General features: G+C 73.7%; 15 protein-coding genes. 5 read left to right on the top strand and 10 right to left on the bottom strand.

The window, feature by feature from the left end; all coding sequences use genetic code 11:
- Nucleotides 1-363 precede the first annotated feature (363 nt).
- Nucleotides 364-927, bottom strand: coding sequence for a dihydrofolate reductase family protein (locus tag EDD28_RS07840; protein ID WP_123739094.1), 564 nt, complete (start codon nt 925-927; stop codon nt 364-366).
- Between the two features lie 261 nt (nt 928-1188).
- On the opposite strand from EDD28_RS07840, the gene EDD28_RS07835 reads away from it, so the two are divergent.
- The 4 genes from EDD28_RS07835 (at nt 1189) to EDD28_RS07820 (ending at nt 5442) form a co-directional block, all read left to right on the top strand.
- Nucleotides 1189-1875 (top strand): rhamnogalacturonan acetylesterase, encoded by a 687-nt coding sequence (locus tag EDD28_RS07835; RefSeq protein WP_123739093.1) that lies wholly within the window; start codon nt 1189-1191, stop codon nt 1873-1875.
- Between the two features lie 96 nt (nt 1876-1971).
- Nucleotides 1972-3081, top strand: coding sequence for a LacI family DNA-binding transcriptional regulator (locus EDD28_RS07830; protein ID WP_123739092.1), 1110 nt, complete (start codon nt 1972-1974; stop codon nt 3079-3081).
- Nucleotides 3082-3170: 89 nt separating this feature from the next.
- Nucleotides 3171-4202: a LacI family DNA-binding transcriptional regulator gene (locus EDD28_RS07825; protein WP_170169394.1), complete on the top strand. Its 1032-nt coding sequence runs from the start codon at nt 3171-3173 to the stop codon at nt 4200-4202.
- Between the two features lie 118 nt (nt 4203-4320).
- A complete protein-coding gene (locus EDD28_RS07820) occupies nt 4321-5442 on the top strand; it encodes a glycoside hydrolase family 88/105 protein (protein WP_123739090.1) in 1122 nt (373 codons plus the stop codon).
- Nucleotides 5443-5528: 86 nt separating this feature from the next.
- On the opposite strand, the gene EDD28_RS07815 is transcribed toward EDD28_RS07820, so the two are convergent.
- The 4 genes from EDD28_RS07815 to EDD28_RS07800 form a co-directional block, all read right to left on the bottom strand.
- On the bottom strand, nt 5529-6509 hold the full coding sequence (locus EDD28_RS07815; protein ID WP_123739089.1) for an ABC transporter permease: 981 nt from the start codon (nt 6507-6509) through the stop codon (nt 5529-5531).
- Complete coding sequence (locus tag EDD28_RS07810) at nt 6506-8029, bottom strand: sugar ABC transporter ATP-binding protein (RefSeq protein ID WP_123739088.1); 1524 nt, start codon at nt 8027-8029, stop codon at nt 6506-6508. The genes EDD28_RS07815 and EDD28_RS07810 overlap by 4 nt, the downstream gene beginning before the upstream one ends.
- The gene (locus tag EDD28_RS07805) at nt 8029-9033 is read right to left on the bottom strand and encodes a sugar ABC transporter substrate-binding protein (RefSeq protein WP_123739087.1); all 1005 of its coding nucleotides are present in this window, start codon (nt 9031-9033) and stop codon (nt 8029-8031) included. Before EDD28_RS07805 ends, EDD28_RS07810 begins: the two co-directional genes overlap by 1 nt.
- Before the next feature lie 79 nt (nt 9034-9112).
- Nucleotides 9113-11203 carry a beta-galactosidase gene (locus EDD28_RS07800; RefSeq protein ID WP_123739086.1) on the bottom strand — a complete coding sequence of 697 codons (2091 nt, stop codon included), beginning with the start codon at nt 11201-11203 and terminating at the stop codon, nt 9113-9115.
- A 246-nt stretch (nt 11204-11449) separates the two neighbouring features.
- Between EDD28_RS07800 and EDD28_RS07795 the strand changes: the two genes are divergently transcribed.
- Nucleotides 11450-12445, top strand: a complete 996-nt coding sequence (locus EDD28_RS07795; RefSeq protein WP_123739085.1) for a LacI family DNA-binding transcriptional regulator — start codon at nt 11450-11452, stop codon at nt 12443-12445.
- A gap of 53 nt (nt 12446-12498) precedes the next feature.
- Here EDD28_RS07795 and EDD28_RS07790 read toward each other — a convergent pair whose 3' ends face one another.
- From EDD28_RS07790 to EDD28_RS07775, 5 genes are all read right to left on the bottom strand, one after another.
- Entirely contained in the window at nt 12499-14082 is a 1584-nt protein-coding gene (locus tag EDD28_RS07790) for an alpha/beta hydrolase (RefSeq protein WP_170169393.1), read from the bottom strand.
- 4 nt (nt 14083-14086) lie between these two features.
- The gene (locus EDD28_RS17310) at nt 14087-14254 is read right to left on the bottom strand and encodes a hypothetical protein (protein ID WP_170169392.1); all 168 of its coding nucleotides are present in this window, start codon (nt 14252-14254) and stop codon (nt 14087-14089) included.
- A 95-nt stretch (nt 14255-14349) separates the two neighbouring features.
- A complete protein-coding gene (locus EDD28_RS07785; protein WP_123739083.1) occupies nt 14350-15549 on the bottom strand; it encodes a DNA polymerase III subunit delta' in 1200 nt (399 codons plus the stop codon).
- A complete protein-coding gene (tmk, locus tag EDD28_RS07780) occupies nt 15546-16334 on the bottom strand; it encodes a dTMP kinase (protein WP_123739082.1) in 789 nt (262 codons plus the stop codon). The genes EDD28_RS07785 and tmk overlap by 4 nt, the downstream gene beginning before the upstream one ends.
- A 99-nt stretch (nt 16335-16433) precedes the next feature.
- The gene (locus EDD28_RS07775) at nt 16434-17468 is read right to left on the bottom strand and encodes a Gfo/Idh/MocA family protein (protein ID WP_123739081.1); all 1035 of its coding nucleotides are present in this window, start codon (nt 17466-17468) and stop codon (nt 16434-16436) included.
- Nucleotides 17469-17732: the final 264 nt, after the last annotated feature.

Raw genomic sequence — 17732 nt, 5'->3', positions numbered from 1 at the left:
ACCACCGGACCGGATCCACGCGAACACCCGGCCCCACAGTGGCCACCACGACCCCCGCGGCCACCACCAGCCCGGATCGACGGCCATGACCACCACCGGACCGGATCGACTCAAGCACCCAGCACCACCGCGGCCAGAAGGACCCCCATGGCCACCACCAGCCCGGCCCAGCAGCCACGGGGCCCCCGCATCGCGTCAGCCCCGGCAGCCGGCAGCACGGTGACCACCACGACCGCCGCGGCCATCGCCGGTGCGGATCGACCCGAGCACCCGGCCTCACGGTGGCCACCGCGAGCCCCGCGGCCACCGTCACGCCGCCGCGGCCACCGTCACGCCGCCGCGGGCACCTCGACCAGGGGCGACCTACCGCGCGGGCCGGAGTCGAACAGCGACCGCGCCCGACGGCAGCTCCCGACGGTCGACCAGCTCGAGCCGGATGCGCTCGCGCAGGCCGGCGAGCAGGGTCGGCCCGTGGCCGGCGAGAACCGGGTGGACGAGAAGCTCGTACTCGTCGATCAGCCCGAGGTCCGCCAGCGCCAGGGGGAGCGTCACGCCGCCGACCCACAGGTCCCCCTCGCCCGGAGTCTCCTTGAGCCGTCGAACCGCGAGCTCCAGGTCGCCGCGCAGCAGCTCGGCGTTCCAGTCGACGCGCTCCAGCGTGCTCGACACGACGTACTTCCTCGCCCCATCGATCGCGGCGGCGAACGGCAGGTCCCACTCCTGCATCCAGTCCGGCCAGTCACCCGTGACCGGCCGGCGCCAGGCCGACTCCATCATCTGGTACGTCACCCGGCCGAGCAGCAGAGCGTCGGCGCGCGCCATCTGGTCGGTCCAGTAGCGCATCGAATCCTCGTCCGGCGGGAGCCCCGCCTCGTGGTGACAACAGCCGTCGAGGGTGACGTTGATCGAGTACCGAAGCTGCCTCATCTGCGTAGGGTGCCACCGATCGTCCGCGCTCGACAGAGCCGGTCGACCGCCCGCCCGTCCGGGCCAGCCCAGCCGGGCCAGCCCAGCCGGGCCGGGCCGGCCCTGGCGGCCGACGCCACGGCGACCACGTCGCCGCGCCCGCCCGACGCGACCACGTCGCCGCACCCACCCACCGCGCCCGCCCGCGCACCGATCTCACCCGCCCCACCACAAGAGCCGGTCTCGTTGACGACTGTAACGATTCACTCCTACCGTGACCCCATGTCGACCTCGACCCCGGCCACCACCCGCACCATCCACCTCGCCGGGGACTCCACGGTCGCGCCAGGGCCGCTCGACGACACCGGCGTCGCCGGCTGGGGCGCGGCCCTGCACGAGTACGTCGACCTGCCCGTCGCCAACCGCGCGATCGGCGGCGCGACCACCGCGTCCTTCGTCGCCGACGGCCGGTGGCGAGCGACGCTGGACGCGATCGAGCCCGGCGACCTCGTCCTCATCCAGTTCGGTCACAACGACCAGAAGGAGGAGTCCCTGGACGCCGAGGGCGGCTACCGCGCCAACCTCGCCCGCTTCGTCGCGCAGGTCGGGGACCGCGGCGGACGCCCGGTGCTGCTGACCAGCGTCGAGCGGTGCCTGTTCACCGACGCGGGCGAGCTGCGCGTCTCGCACGGCCCCTACCCCCGCGCCGTCCGGCGCCTCGCCCGCGACGCCGACGTCCCCCTCATCGACCTCACCGTCTTCACCCGGTGGCTCTACCAGCACCTGGGTCCGGCCGGGAGCGAGCGGCTGTTCGGCCACCGCAACCCCGACGACGGCTCCCCCGACCACACCCACTTCGGCGCGGCCGGCGCGCGCACGGTCGCGGCCTACGTCGCGCAGGAGTTCCGCGCCATCCTCGGGCTCGACGACGACGTGGCCCCGCTCGGCTCCTGGACCCACCGGCCGTAGCCACCCGCGAGCCTCAGCACGAGCCACCCCGCGAGCCCCAACGCGACGCGCGCCGATACGATCACCTCGCACCGTCCGACCAGCCAGGAGCCAGCCATGAGGTCTCGCCCGTCAGTCACGGACGTCGCGCGCCTCGCCGGCGTCTCGGTCGGGACGGTGAGCAACGTCCTCAACCGCCCGGGCCGCGTCTCGCCGGCCACCCGGGAGCGCGTCGAGCGGGCGATCGCGCAGCTCGAGTTCGTCCCGAGCGGCTCCGCCCGCCAGCTCCGCGCCGGCGTGGCACAGAGCGTCGGCGCCGTCGTCCTCGACCTCGGCAACCCGTTCTTCACCGCCGTCACGCGCGGCATCGAGGACCGGCTCACGCCGGAGGGGATCGCGCTCATCGTCGCCTCGTCGGACGAGCTGCCGTCGCGCGAGTCCGAGCGGCTGGTGCTCCTGGAGCAGCACGGCGTCCGCGGCATCCTCGTCACCCCCTCGAGCGACGACCTCGACCAGTACGAGGCGCTCCGCCGCCGCGGGACCCCCGTCGTGCTCATGGACGCGGGGCTCGGCACCGGCTTCCCGACCGTCGCCGTCGACGACGTGCTGGGCGGCCGCCTCGCCGTCCAGCACCTGCTCGACCTCGGCCACCGCCGGATCGCCGTCGTCACGGGCCCGAGCACGATCCGCCAGTGCGTCGACCGCGTCGTCGGCGCCCGCCTGGCCGTCGCCGACGCGGGGCTCGACCCCGACGAGGTCCTCGTCGAGGTGCCCGTCCCCGCGCTCAACGCCGACGAGGGCGAGGAGGTGGCGCACCGCCTGCTCGCCCGGCAGGAGCAGTGGCGTCCCACCGGCATCTTCTGCGTCAACGACCTCCTCGCGCTCGGCGCGCTGCGCACGCTGCTGCGCGCCGGCGTCTCCGTCCCGGGTCAGATGGCGGTCGTCGGGTATGACGACGTGCCGTTCGCGAGCATGCTCATGGTGCCGCTCACCACCATCCGGCAGCCGACGCACCAGATCGGCTGGTCCGCCGCCGACCTCCTGCTCACCCTGAACGCGAGCGACGCCGGCGCGGACGACGCGGGCCGCCCCGCGCCCGAGGTCCAGTTCGCGCCCGAGCTCGTCGTGCGCCTCTCCTCCGACCCGTCCCGCGACCCCGAGCGCGCCTCGGAGCGCGACCCCGAGCGCGCGCCGACGCGCGACCGCGGGCCGGCCCAGGCCGACTGACGCCGGCGCCCACCACCGGACACCACGTCGGCGTCGATGCGCTATCGTGATTGAATCGATTTACACAGCCCGGTGACGAGGGAGGCTCGGTGACGGTCGAACGCCAGCCCGCAACGCTGCGGGACGTCGCGCGGCTCGCCGGCGTCTCCCCGGCGACGGTCTCCAACGTCATGCAGAACCGCCCGCGCGTGGCCGCCGAGACCCGCCGACGCGTCCGCGAGGCCGCCCGAGCCCTGCAGTACGAGCCGAACCCGCTCGCGCGGTCGCTGCGCTCCGGCCGGACCGGGACGGTCGCGCTCATCACGCCCGGGCTGCGCAACTCCTTCTTCGCCGAGCTCGCTAGCGAGCTGATCCGCGCCGCCGGCGCCTACGACCTGCGCGTCTCCGTCGAGGTGCTCGACGGAGACCGGCACCGCGAGGAGTCGACGCTCACCGGGGTCTGGACCTCCTACGCCGACGGCATCCTCTACATCCCGCAGGAGCTGAACGGGCACGAGATCGACTACGTCCTCGCCTCGCGGGCCGGCCGCCGGCCACCCGTCGTGCTGCTCGGCGAGCGCGGCGCCGACGCCGCGTGCCCCCAGGTCACCTACCGCAACCGCGACGCGAGCCGGGCCGCCGTCGAGACCCTCATCGCGGGCGGTGCGCGACGGATCGCGGCGATCGGCCCGCACGAGCGTCCGGGCTCGGCGACGCCGCGTTTCGAGGGCTACGCCGCCGCGCTCGTCGAGGCCGGGCTCGTCCCCTCCCCCGAGCTCGTCCGCGAGACGACGACCTGGCACCGCTCCGCCGGCATGGAGGCCGTGCGCGACCTGCTCGCCGACGGCGTCGAGTTCGACGCCGTCTTCGGGTTCAACGACATGATCGCGCTCGGCGCGCTCGCTGCCCTCGCGAACGCCGGTGTCCGCGTCCCGCACGACGTGCAGGTGGTCGGCTTCGACGACGTCGACGAGGCCACCTACAGCGTGCCGGGGCTCACGACCGTCGACCCCGGCAAGGCCGCCGCCGCCGACCTCGCCCTCGGCCTGCTCGACTCCCTGCTGCGCGGCGACGACGTGCCGGAGCAGGGGCACGTGAGCCCCGACTTCACCGTCGTCGTCCGCGACTCCACCCGGACCTGACGCCCACCACGCACCACACGCCCAGCACGACCCACCAGCCACCCGCACGACCCGCCGCACGGGACGACGACCGTCCCGCCCGCTCGGCTCGACCCACGACCACGGAGAAGGAACCCGCATGATCCGCCTCAGCCTCGATCGCGACCTCGTCACCCGGGACCTCGACGCGATGGTCCGCAAGACGATGTCGATGGACCTCACGTGGGACTGGCCGTGCGGCGTCGCCTACTACGGCGTGGCCGAGGCGTTCGGCGCGACGCAGGACTCCGAGTACCTCGACCTGCTGCGGGGGCGCGTCGACGAGCTCGTCGCGCTCGGGCTGCCGGGCTGGACCGTCAACACGTGCGCGATGGGGCACGCGCTGCTCACGCTCACCGAGGTGACGGGCGACGAGCGGTACTGGGCGATCGTCGAGAGCAAGCTCGACTACCTGCGCCACCGCGCCCTCCGGTTCGGCGAGCGCGTCCTGCAGCACACGGTCTCGGCGAGGAACGACTTCCCCGAGCAGGCCTGGGCCGACACGCTCTTCATGGCCGCGTTCCTCATGCTCCGCGCCGGCGTCCGGCTCGGTGACCGCGACCTCGTCGACGACGCCCTCAACCAGTACTACTGGCACGTGGAGTACCTGCAGGACCCCGCGACCGGGCTGTTCTACCACGGGTACGACAACGTCGCCGGCGACCACATGTCCGGCTTCTACTGGGCGCGCGCCAACGCGTGGGCCGCCTACACGATGAGCCAGGTCGGGTCGACGCTGCCCGAGCCCTACCTGTACCCGCGGTTCATGGACGTCGACTGCGCACTGCGCGACCAGCTCGCGGCCCTGCGCGCCCTGCAGACGCCGGACGGCCTGTGGCGCACGGTGCTCGACGACGCGGAGTCCTACGAGGAGCTGTCGGCCGCCGCCGGCATCGGCGCCGCCATGCTCGCCTCGGGCAACCCGCTCCACACCTCGACCGTCCAGCGCGCGCTGGACGGCGTCCTCGCGAACGTCTCCCCCGACGGCCGGCTGCTCAACACCTCGGCCGGGACCGCCGTCATGCGCGACCTCGACGGCTATCGGTCGATCTCGCGCAAGTGGACGCAGGGCTGGGGGCAGGGCCTCGGGCTCACGTTCCTCGCCGGCGCCCTGCGCGCCGAGCGCGCCGACACGGCCGAGCGGGCCGACACGGCCGCCGCCGAGGGAACGGCTGCCGCGGACGAGCCGGCCACCGGCCTCGTCGCCGCACCGGTGGACTAGCAACGGTGGACTAGCACCGCTGGAGCACGACGCGGGGTGGCCGCCCCCGAAGGACGGCCACCCCGCGTCGCGCGCGCTCCGGGCGGCTACCTCCGGCGGTTGAACGCGACGTCGACCGCCACCGCGATCACGATGATCGCGCCCTTGAGCACGCCCTGCCAGTACGTCGCGACCTGGAGGATCACGAGCGCCGACGTGAGGCTGGTGAGGATGAAGACGCCGATCAGCGTGCGCGGGATCGATCCGAAACCGCCGCTCATCCGCGTCCCGCCGATGATGACGGCGGCGATCGCGTCGAGCTCGACCCCCGGCAGCGCCGACGGCGACGCCGTGCCGAGGCGCGACGTCAGCAGGATGCCGGCCAGCCCGGCGAGCAGCCCGGCGACGACGTAGACGACCACGAGCACGCGGTCGGTCCGGATCCCCGACAGGCGCGCCGCCTCGAGGTTGCCGCCGACCGCGTACACGTGCCGGCCGAACCGGGTGAAGCTGAGCACGAGGTGGACGACGAGCGCGGCCCCGAGGAACCAGAACACGACGGAGCTGAACCCGCCGACGTTCCACGACGTCAGGCCCGTGAGCCACGACGGCAGGTTGCTCACCGACTGGCCGTTGTTCACCAGCAGCGCCACCGAGCCGAGGATGGTGAAGCTGCCCAGCGTCACGATGAACGGGTTCACCCGCCCCTTGGCCACGAGCGTCCCGTTGACCAGCCCGATCCCGGTGGCCACGGCGAGCGCCAGCAGCATCGCGAGCGGACCGGACGGGGCGGCGAGCGCGACCACGAGCCCCGCGACGACCGCGTTGCGCGCGATCGAGAGGTCGAAGCCGCCGGTGAGCATCACGACGGTCTGCCCGCACGCGAGGATGCCGACGATCGCGGCGCTCTGAAGGATGTTCTTGATGTTCGCCTCGGACAGGAACTCCGGACGCAGGACGGCGAAGACGACGACCAGGAGGGTGAAGAAGACCAGGAGACCCGACTGCCTGATCGTCCGGGAGAAGGTCAGCCGCCAGGCGTCCCCACGCGAGGGCGCGGTCGAGACAGCGGAGCCGGTTGTGGTCATGAGTTGTCCTTGTCTGGAGCGAGGGAGGAGATACGGGCGGCGAGGACGGCCTCCTCCGTCGCCTCGGCCGATGGCAGCTCGGCGACGGCCCGGCCGTCGGCGAACACCACCACCCGGTGACTCATCGCCTGCAGCTCGGCATGGTCGGAGGAGACGAGCACGACCGAGGTGCCGTCAGCCACCTTCTCCGCGATGAGGTCGTAGATCTCGCGGCGGGCGCCGACGTCGACGCCGAGAGTCGGCTCGTCGAGCACCACGACCCGCGGGTCGATGCCGGCCCAGCGCGCGATGAGAACCTTCTGCTGGTTGCCACCGGACAGCGTGCCGATCGGCTGGGACAGGTCGTTGGCGCGCACCCGGTAGGCCTCCGCGAGCGCCGTCCCGGCTCGCCGCTCGGCGCGCCCGCTCAGCACCCCGAGACGACGGCTCAGCCGCGGCCAGAGCCCCACGGCCGCGTTGCGCCAGACCGAGAGCTCGGGGAACGCCCCCTCCGCCCGGTCCCCGGACACGTACGCGATGCCGCACCGGATGGCGCCGGCGACGTCACCGGGCGGGACGCGCCGCCCGGCGACGGTGACGGTGCCCGTCGAGCGCTCGATGCCCGCGAGCGCGCGGGCGACGACACGCTGTCCGGCACCCGCCGCGCCGGTGAGCCCGACGACCTCGCCGCGGCGCACGGAGAGCGAGAAGGGCGCGGTGCTCCTCGTCCGCACGTCCACGGCCTCGAGCGTCACGTCCTCGCCGGGCGCCGGCAGGCTCGGGAAGAGGTCGTCCATGGCCCGCCCGGCCAGCAACGGGATGATCTCGTCCGGCACGCAGCGCGCACCGTCGAGCTCGCCGACCTTCTGGCCGTCGCGGAGCACGACGACGCGGTCGCAGATCTGGGGGATCTCGTCCAGCCGGTGGGAGATGTACAGGATCGCGATCCCCCGGTCCCGCAGGTGCCGGATCGTCGTGAACAGCTCCGCGACCTCGGTCGGTTCGAGAGCAGCGGTCGGCTCGTCGAGGATCATGACGGACGTGGCGAGCGAAGCGGCTCGCACGATCTCGACGCGCTGGCGGTCGGCGAGCGAGAGGCTGTCGACGGTCGCGTCGAGCGGCAGGTCGAGGCCGACGCGCTCGACGACCTCACGGGCACGCTCCCGGATCCCGGCGGTGGTGACGACGCCGTGGCGGCGCGGCTCGTCCCCCAGGATGAGGTTCGCCGCCACCGTCAGGTTGCCGGCGAGCATCGAGTGCTGGTGCACGGTCGCGACCCCGGCGAGCAGCGCCTCGCGCGGCGAGGAGAGCGTGACCTCCTCGCCCCCGAGGCGGACCGTCCCCGCGGAGGGTCGGTACACGCCGGCGAGCACCTTGATGAGCGTGGACTTGCCGGCGCCGTTCTCGCCGAGCAGCCCCACCACCTCACCGGGACGGATGCTGAGGCTGACGCCTCGCAGGGCGCGGAAGGAGCCGAAGGTGACCACGAGGTCGCTGACGCCGACCGCCTCCTCCCCGTCCACTCGGGTGGGAGCGTCCATCACCACTCGCCCGGGTAGTCCGCGGCGTTCTCCTGCGTCACCTGGACGAGCCCGACGGGCAGGGTCGGCCGGCCGTTGATCTCCTCGATCCCCGCCACCTCCTCGCCGCGCAGGATCGCGACGAGCGCCTCGAGCGCGTCGGCGCCGTCCGTGCGGGGCGAGACCCAGACGGTCCCGGCGAGCGTGCCGTCGACGATCGCCTCGACGCCGGACTTGGACCCGCCGATGCCGTACACGTCGATCGTGTCGGCGAGCCCGGCCTCGCCGACGGCCTGGGCCGCAGCGACCGCCGTGTCGTCGTACTGGGACGCGATGAGCGTGAGGTCGGGGTTCTGCTGGACGATCGTCCGGGTGAGCTCCATCGCCGTGTTGGCGTCGAGGTTGTCGGACTGCTCCGCGACGATCGTGATGCTCGGGATGGCCGCGACCACCTCCTTGAAGCCGGAGGTGCGCTCGATCTGCGGGGTGGAGCCGAGCGGCTGCATGAGCAGGGCGACCTTGCACGGGTCGATCCCCTCGCAGGCGTTCACCACCATCTCGCCCTGCTGCCGCCCGATCTCGACGTCGTTGAAGCCGACGTGGATCTTCGGCGAGGCGCCGTCCACCCCGCCGTAGGTGGTCTCGAGCGCGCGGTTGGACGTGATGAGCGGGACACCGGCGTCCTCGGCGGCCGTCGCCGCGCCGAGCAGGGAGGTCGTGTCGACCGGCGGCAGGACGATGCCGTCGACCCCGCTGACCAGCAGCGAGTTGACCTGCTCGAACTGGGTGTTCGTGTCGTTGCGGGCATCGGTGAAGGTCACCGAGACGCCGAGCTCCTCGGCCTTCTCCTCGACCCCGTTGACGTACGCGGTCCAGTAGGTGACCGACGCGTCGGGCATGGCGAAGCCGATCGTCAGGTCGCCGTCGCTCCCGCCGCCCCCGTCACCCGAGGAGCAGGCGGCGAGGACGAGGGCGAGGCAGGTCGCGCCGACGAGCTGGGCGCGGCGCGGGGTGGTGCGGTTCATGGATCTCTCCTTCGAGACGGTCGAGGTTCCGGGACGGGTCGTCTCGGAGCCGGTACTGCGGGGACGGGCCGGCGGTCGCTCACGACCGCTCGCGAAGCACACGCGTGCCCCACGGCGCGAGCGCGAGCCGCTCGCCGGCGGCGAGCGACTGCCCGGTGAGAAGGTCCTCGAGGGCGGTGGGAGCGACGGCGTCGCCCTCGTCCCAGGACCAGTTGAGGACGACGTGGATCCGGTCGCCGTCCCGGTTCAGGGCCGACGAGCGGCGCACGCCGGGGGTCGCCTCCCACGCGGAGACACCGGTCGCCCAGGTCACCAGGTCACGGGCGAGCGCGTCGTTGGGGACGACGCCGACGGTGGTGACGCGGCCGCTCCCCGACTGCCGGGTGGTGACGGCGGCCCAGCGCCCGTAGTGGCGGTGACCGACCCGGGCGAGCACGTCCGCGTCCGCGACCTCCAGGCACTCGAGCCAGTCGACGGCGGCTGCGTCCTCGCTCACCCAGGGGGCGCCGGCCTCACCGACGACGCGGACGGGCGATCGCAGGTTGGCGTACTCCTGGTAGCTGACCCCGGCGACCTCGCTCAGCAGGGAGGGCTTCGGCGTGACGCGGATGCAGGCGTCCGTGTCGGCGACGCCGGTGCGCGGGCCGATGACGAGGTGGCCACCGGCGCGGACGTACCGGTCGAGCCAGGTGAGCAGCGCGTCGCTGGCGACGTAGAGACCGGGGACGACGAGGACGGGGTGAGCTGCGACGGCCGCGTCGGGCGCAAGGAGCTCGGCGCCGTCGGCACCGACGACCTGCGTGTCGTGCAGGAGCCGGACCTGCGCCCCTGCCTCGTGGGCGCCGCGGTAGAACGCCTCGAGGATCGAGGCGTAGGCCCGTTCGTTGCGCTGGTTGTGCGGGTCGGCGTCGGAGTCGGAGACGTGCGGCTGGAAGGCGAGGCCCCACTTCGACGCCACCGAGTAGAGGATCGTCAGGTCGTGCTCGGGCGTGAGCCCCACCACGGCCGGACCGGCCGTCGCGAGCTGGCGGCCGACCTCGGCGACCTCGCGGTAGATCCGCCCCGGACGCTGGTCGTGCGGAAGAACACCGCCCCAGTAGGTCTCGGTCCCGTAGTGCAGCGACTGCCAGTGCCAGTACTCGATCATCTCGGCGCCCCGCGCGACGAAGGACCACGCGCACTGGGCGAGCTGGCCGTCGTAGGCGGGGTAGTTGGTCGCGGGGCCGCCGATCGGACCGGCGTCCGTCTCGAAGACGAGGAACGGCTCCTGGCGCGTCGCGAACACGCGGTCCGCCGCGAGCGAGACCGACCAGGCACCGCTGGTGAGCCACGACTGCTCCCCCGGCCCGGCGCTCGGCGCGGCCAGGTCGTCCTGCATGAAGTAGTAGGGGTTGGCCGCGGTGACGTCCAGCGACGCGGCGAGCTCCTGCTCGTGGAACGCGGGCCGGTCGAGCGAGAGGCAGGTCGTGACGAACTGGTCCTCACGGATCAGCGGATCGACGATCTCCCGCTGCCACGCGATGTACTCACGAGTGATGGCAGCCTGGAACGAGCGCCAGGCCAGGTCGTACTGCGGCTGGCCGTTGCCGTCGGGCAGCCACAGGTCCTCCCAGGTGGAGAGCCGGTGCGACCAGAAGGTCAGGCCCCAGGCGCGGTTGAGCTCCTCGACCGTTCCGAAGCGACGACGCAGACGGTCCTTGAACTCCTCAACGACCGCGGGGCTGTAGATCTGGTGGAGGCCCGGCTCGTTGTGGACCTGGAAGCCGATCACGGCCGGGTGGGACGCGTAGCGGCCGATGACGGCGCGGATCACCCGCTCGGCGTGGAACAGGAAGGCGGGGTGGGTGTAGTCCATCTCCTCGCGGGTTCCCCACGGGGTCCGCGAGCCGTCCTGGCGCCGGATCGCGATCTCGGGGTACTTGCGCGCCAGCCACATGGGGACGGCGAAGGTCGGGGTGCCGAGGACCACCGCGATGCCGCGCTCGTGCGCCCCGTCGAGGACGGGCTGCATCCAGTCGAGGTCGAACGTGCCGTCCTCGGGCTCCCACGACGACCAGGTCGCCTCGCCGACCCGGATCACGGAGAAGCCGGCGTCGACCATGAGGTCGAGGTCGGCCTGGAGGCGCGGCGTCGGCTGGTACTCGTGGTAATAGGCGGCGCCGAAGAGCACGCGGTCCCGGGCTCTCGAACGGGCAGGGGTGGCATGGGCTTCCACGAACGTCGCAGTCACGTCGACGGCTCCTCATCGATCCGTCACCGCTCCGTGTGAGCGGTCACATGGAGACCATATGGTCGTCCAACATGACTGTCAACAGGGCGGGAGGCCAGCGGAAGGAAACAATGTGACCGGTCTCATCTGACGACCGGAGGAGTGCTAGTCTCGTGGCATCGCGACCGATCAGAGCGAAGGAGCACGATGGCGGGAGCCACCATGGCGGACGTCGCCCGCGCCGCTGGCGTGTCGAAGCAGACCGTCTCCCGCGTCATCAATGCCCACCCCAGCGTCACGGAGGCGACGCGGACGCGCGTGAAGGACGCGATCGACCGCCTGGGCTACCGGCCCAACGTCGCCGCGCGCCAGCTCGCGATGCGCGACTCCATGACGGTCGGGGTGCTCACCGCCGACCTCGCGCTGTACGGGCCGGCCCAGCTCGTCCAGGGGGTCGAGGAGGCCGCGCGGGCGCGCGGCTACTTCACCTCGATCGCGGGTATCGCCAGCACGCCGTCGAGCGGGACGGACGAGATCCTCGAGCGGTTCTTCGCTCAGCGGTTCGACGCCGTCATCCTGCTCGACGTCAACGACCAGCTTCTCGCGAGGACCAGCGGGCTCTCCGGGACACGGCACGTGATCTCCGCGCCGCTCGGGTCGACCCACGACGACTTCTGGCAGCACGACCGGACCGCCGTCCGCGAGGCGACCGAGTACCTCATCTCGCTCGGGCACACGAGAATCGCCCACATCGGCGGCCCGTCGATGTGGCCGTCGGCTCGCGAGCGGGAGCGCGGCTGGCGCGACGCGCTGGATGCCGCCGGCCTGCCGGCGATCCCGGTGGTCCGCTCGACGTGGTCGGCCGAGGGCGGGAGCAGCGCCGGCGAGGAGCTGGCGGCGAACGGCGCGGTCACCGCGGTGGTCGCGGCCAGCGACGACATCGCGCTCGGCGCGATCTCCGCCCTCACCCGTCATGGCAGGAGGGTGCCGGACGACGTCAGCGTCATCGGCTTCGACGGCACGCCCAGCTCCGCGTTCTTCGTCCCGTCGCTCACGACGGTGAGCTGCGACTTCCGCGCCCTCGGCGCGCGCTACGTCGACGCGCTCTCCGTCGAGCTGGGCGAGGAGGTCGGCCCGCACGAGGAGTCGTGGACCGAGCTCGTGGTGCGGGGCTCGACCGCCCGGCGGCTCGAGCGGGTCTAGGCGGGCGGCCCTCGGGCGCCGCGGGTCGCGCGGGGCTCCCGAGCCGCCGAGCCTCAGAAGGCCGAGGGGCAGCTCATGCCCGGCGGCGGAACGGCGCCGTCGATCAGGTAGTCCTCGACGAACCCGTCGACGCACCACGAGACACCGCCGTAGACGGCGTGGCCATCACCCTCGTAGGTGAGCAGCGTCGCCGACTCGAGCTGACGCGAGAGCGAGACCGCCCACGCGTACGGCGTGGCGGGGTCGAACAGCGTGCCGACGACGAGGATCGGCGCGGCACCGGTCCCGCTGACCGGCACGCGCTCGTCGCGGGCCTTCGCCGGCCAGGTCGCGCACTGGATCTCCGCGATGCTGCCAGCGCCGAACACGGGCGAGCCCGCCGCCAGCTCGCGCGCGTGCGTCACGGCCTCGTCGAAGGTCCCGACCGGGTAGTCGACGCAGTCGATCGCGGAGAACCAGAACGGGTAGTTGAGGGCGCCGCCGTACCACTCGCCCTGGAGCTCGTCGAGCGCCGAGCCGTCGGGGTCGGAGTCCGCCACCGCGTCGGCCAGGTCCTCGACGACGACGTCCCAGTCCCACGGCGCGTACAGCGCCGACGCCAGGGCGGCGACGAGCTCCTGGCCCGTCAGCTCGCCGTCCTCGGCGTCCGACGGCACCGGGGAGACGTCCAGCTCGTCGATCCAGTCGAGCACCTGCGTCTCGGCCGCGCGGGGGTCGGCGTCGAGCGGGCAGTCCGCGTCCTCCCGGCACGTCGTGACGAACCGGGCGAACGCTCGCTGGAAGGTCCAGGTCTGCTGCGCCTGCAGGTCGGTGTAGCCGACCGACGGGTCGATCGCGCCGTCGAGCACCATCCGCCCGACCCGCTCGGGGTAGGTGTCGGCGTACACCGCGCCGATGAGGGTGCCGTAGGAGTAGCCGAGGTAGTTGAGCTGCTCGCCCGTGAGGGCGCGCAGCGCCTCGAGGTCCGCGACGGTGTCCGCGGTGCTCACGTGGTCGAGCAGCGCACCCGACCGCTCGCGGCACAGCTCGCCGAGCGCCGTGAACCCGGACTCGACCCGGGCGAGGCCCTTGGGGGTGTCGAGGTCGAGATCGACCCACGACGGGTCGTCCTCGCCGTCGAGCAGGCAGACGACGTGCGTCGAGGCCCCGACGCCGCGCGGGTCGAAGCCGACGACGTCGTACCGCTCCAGCAGGTCGTCGCCGAAGAAGGACCCGACCATGGTGACGAGGTCGATGCCGGACTCCCCCGGCCCGCCCGGGTTGATCCACAGCGTCCCGAGCCGCTCCTCCTCCGGGCCGCCGGCCGGCAGCCGCCTGAGCGCGATCCGCACCTGGTCGCCGCCGGGGTCGGCGTGGTCGAGCGGGAGCAGCACCTCGGCGCAGTCGAACCGGGCGTGGTGGTCGCAGGGGCGCCAGTCGATCGCGGTGGAGCTCGGCCCGGGGTCGAGCACGACGGGCGCCTCGGCGGCATCGCTCGGGTCGTCCGGGTCGGTGGTGTCGTCGGCGTCCGACGGGTCGGTGCTCGACCCGTTCCCGCCGGCGAACGGGTCGATCAGTCCCGGGACGCAGGCCGTGAGTCCGAGGCAGACCCCGAGCGCGACGATGGCGGCGAGGACGCGCGACGACGAGGTCCTCACCGGGTCACCCGTCGGCGGGCGTGAGGGTTGGCACGGGCGCGACCGGCTGGAGCATCGGCGCCTGCGACCGGCAGCCGGCCATCGCTCCGGCGAGGGCCAGGAGCACCCCGGCCGTGGCGAGCGCGCGCGCCGCCCCGGCCCGTCTCCCGGTCCGCCCACGTCCGTCCACCATCGGCGCTCCCTGCCCGTTCCCGTGTCGCTTCCCTAACCGCGCGGCCACCGCCCGAGGGCCGCCAGCGTCGTCGTCGACCATCATGGCAGCCGTCCTCAGCCCTGCGGTCGCAACGAGACGGTCATCGCCTCGACCGCGAGCAGCGGCGCGACGTTCCCGGCCAGCCGGGTCCGGGCGGTCTGGATCGCGTCCATCCGGCGGAGCGTCTGCTCCGGCCCCGAGGACGCGGCGGCGACGCTGCGGACGTCGGCGGCCTGCTCGGTGTTGACCAGCGGGACGTCGGCGCCGACCTGGACGGCGAGCACGTCGCGGTAGAAGGAGAGCAGGTCGGTCATCGCCCGGTCGAGTCCGTCGACGACGGCGCGGCGCGAGCGGCGCTTCTGGTCGTCCTCGAGCTGACGGATCTGGGCGCGGACCGAGGGCGGGAGCGTCCCCTCGCCGTCGGCGCCGAGCGCGCGCAGCAGCTCGGCCTTCTCGGCCGCGTCACGCTCGGTGGCGGCCGCGGTCGCCTGCGCCGTGGCGACCTCGACCAGCTCACCCGCCGCGATGACGGCGTCCCCGACGCCGCGCACGCTCGTCGCGATCTCGAGGGCGCGGGCGCGCCGCTCGCGGACGGACTCGTCGAGCGCGAGGCGCGTGGCGAGACCGATGTGGCTCTGCGCGGCGAGCGCGGCGGTGAGCGCCCGGTCCTGGGAGACGGCGTGGCGCCGGACGAGCAGGTCGGCGACGGCCTGCGCCGGCGGCACGCGGAGCGCGACGTGCCGGCAGCGGGAGCGGATCGTCGTGATGACGTCCTGCTCGCTCGGCGCGCACAGCACCCACACGGTCCGCGGCGGCGGCTCCTCGATGGCCTTGAGCAGGGCGTTCGCACTGCGCTCGACGATCCGGTCCGCGTCCTCCACGACGATGACGCGCCAGCCCGACTCCGCCGGGGCGCGCTGCGCGAGCGTGACCAGCTCGCGGACCTCCGCGACCGTGATGACGGTCTTGTCCGTCGCCACGACCGTCGCGTCGGGATGGGTGCCGCGCAGGACGCGGGCGGCAGCGGCGTCGGCCACGTCGGGACCCTGGCGGTCCCGGACGGAGTCGGCGATGAGCTCGGCGGCGAACGCGCGCGCCGCGACGGAGCGACCTGAGCCGGGCGGGCCGGTGACGAGCCACGCGTGGGTCATCGCGGCGGGGTCGGCGACCGCGCGGCGCAGGACCGCGACGGCCGCGTCCTGACCGACGACGTCGGACCAGATCGCGGCGTCCGGCTCGTCGAGGTCGTCGACGACGCCGCCCGGGGCGCTCACGGGGCCACCGTCGACGCGTCGAGCCGCCCGCCGGGACGCGGCGCAGCGCCCGGCTCGCCGCCGGTACCGCCGCCGGCACCGTCGACCGGGTCGCCAGCGGCGCCCGCCGCGCGTGCGCGAGCCCGGTCGAGCAGCGGCGCAACGGCGGCGCGGACCTGCTCCGCGATCTCCTCGATGCCGGCCGAGGCGTCGAGGACGCGCCAGCGCTCCGGCTCGGCCGCAGCGAGCGCGAGGTAGGCCTCGCGCGTGCGGCGGTGGAACTGCTCGCCGCTGCGCTCGAGCCGGTCCGGCGCGAGGCCGGTCGCCGAGAGCCGCTGGGGCAGGAGGGCCGGGTCCAGGTCGAGCAGGATCGTGACGTCCGGCAGCAGCCCGTCGACGGCCCAGAGCTGCATGTCGCGCAGCCGCGCGAGGTCGAGCTCCCGGCCCCCCGCCTGGTAGGCGAGCGAGGAGTCGAGGTACCGGTCCGTGATGACGACGGCGCCGCGCTCCAGCGCCGGTCGGACGAGGCTCGCCACGTGGTGCGCCCGGTCGGTCAGGTAGAGCAGCACCTCGGTCCGGGGGTCCACGTCCTCCCCGTGCAGCACGAGCTCGCGCATCGTCCGACCGAGCTGGGTGCCGCCGGGCTCGCGCGTCCGCACGACCTCCCGGCCGAACGCCTGCTCCAGCCACTCGCCCAGCAGGCGCGACTGCGTCGACTTGCCCGACCCGTCACCGCCCTCGAACGACACGAACACGCCCCGCGCGGGCAGGCCGGTGGTCGCGTCGTCGTCCGGCGTCGTGCTCATGGCTTCACCCTACGGTCGCCCACCGACAACGACGCGCTGCGTCCACAGCCGCCTCGGCCCGGCCGGCGACCGCACCCGTCCGTCCCGCGACGGGCGCGACTACTCACCGGGGTAGACGACCCCGAGCTGCGCGCGGACCTCGTCCATGATCTCCATGACCTCGACGGTCGCCTGCCACGACATGAGCCGCGAGCTCAGCTCGCCGGCGGCGAGGCAGCGCGCCACCTCGGCCGCCTCGTACTGGAAGCCGCCGGGGACCCGGCCGTGCACCGAGGCCGTGGTCCCGTCGTGCCGGACCAGCTCGACGTCGGACGGGGCGTAGAAGGTCCGCTCGACGTCGATGCGGCCGAGCGTCCCGGCGACGCTCGCGTCGTTCGCCAGCGCCGTCTCCAGGTTGGCGTGCGCGACGGCGACGGCCCGGTCGCCGTAGCGCAGCACGACCGTCTCGGCCGCGTCGACGCCGAGGTCCGTGAGGGTGCCGAACGCGTGGATGGAGTCGGGGACGCCGAGCAGCGCGTGCGCGAAGGAGAGGGGGTAGACGGTCAGGTCGAGCAGGGCGCCGCCGGCGAGCTCGGGGAGCCAGAGGCGGTCGTTGCCGCCGACGAGCATCTGCCCGTGCAGCGCGTCGACCGAGAGCACCTCGCCGATGACGCCGGCGTGCACCGCGTCGACCACCGCGCGGTAGTGGGGCAGGAACCGCGCCCACATCGCCTCCATGACGAACAGGTCGCGGCTCGCCGCGAGGTCGAGGACCTCGCGCGCCTCGGCCGCGTTCCGCGTGAACGCCTTCTCGACCAGGATCGGCTTGCCGGCCTCGAGGGCGAGGAGCGCGAGGTCACGGTGCTCGCTGTGTGGGGAGGCGATGTAGACGGCGTCGAGGTCGGGGTCGGCGACCAGCTCGGCGTAGCTGCCGTAAGCACGCGGGACGTCGAACTCGGCGGCGAACGCCTGGGCGCGGCCGAGGTCGCGGGAGCCGACGGCGTCCACCGTCGAGGCCGTGTGCCCCGGGACGTCGGTGGCGAACTTCCGCGCGATGCCGCCCGGGGCGATGATGCCCCAGCGGATGGCGGGGGCGTCGGCGGGGTCCGGGTAGGAGCTCGGCTGGGTGAGGGCGGGCGCGGCGTCGGTGCTCATGCTCCGAGCCTAGGTCCAGCGCCGGGACGAAGAGCGGCGGACCCCAGGCGGTGGCGCCGTGGCCACGGCCCACGCCGAGGCCACGCTCACGCCGGATGCTCGGAGCTACCCGGTCCCACGGTGGCCACGGTGTCCGCCGAGACCACGCCTGGCCCGGCAACGGGAGCAACCGACGCCGCGGTGGCCACGGTCACCGCCGTGGCCACGCTCACGCCGGATACCCGAAGCAACCCGCTCCCACGGTGGCCACGGCGAGCACCAGCG

This window comes from Salana multivorans (genome assembly GCF_003751805.1).
Taxonomy (GTDB): domain Bacteria; phylum Actinomycetota; class Actinomycetes; order Actinomycetales; family Beutenbergiaceae; genus Salana; species Salana multivorans.
This window is presented reverse-complemented; position numbering and strand designations above follow the sequence as displayed.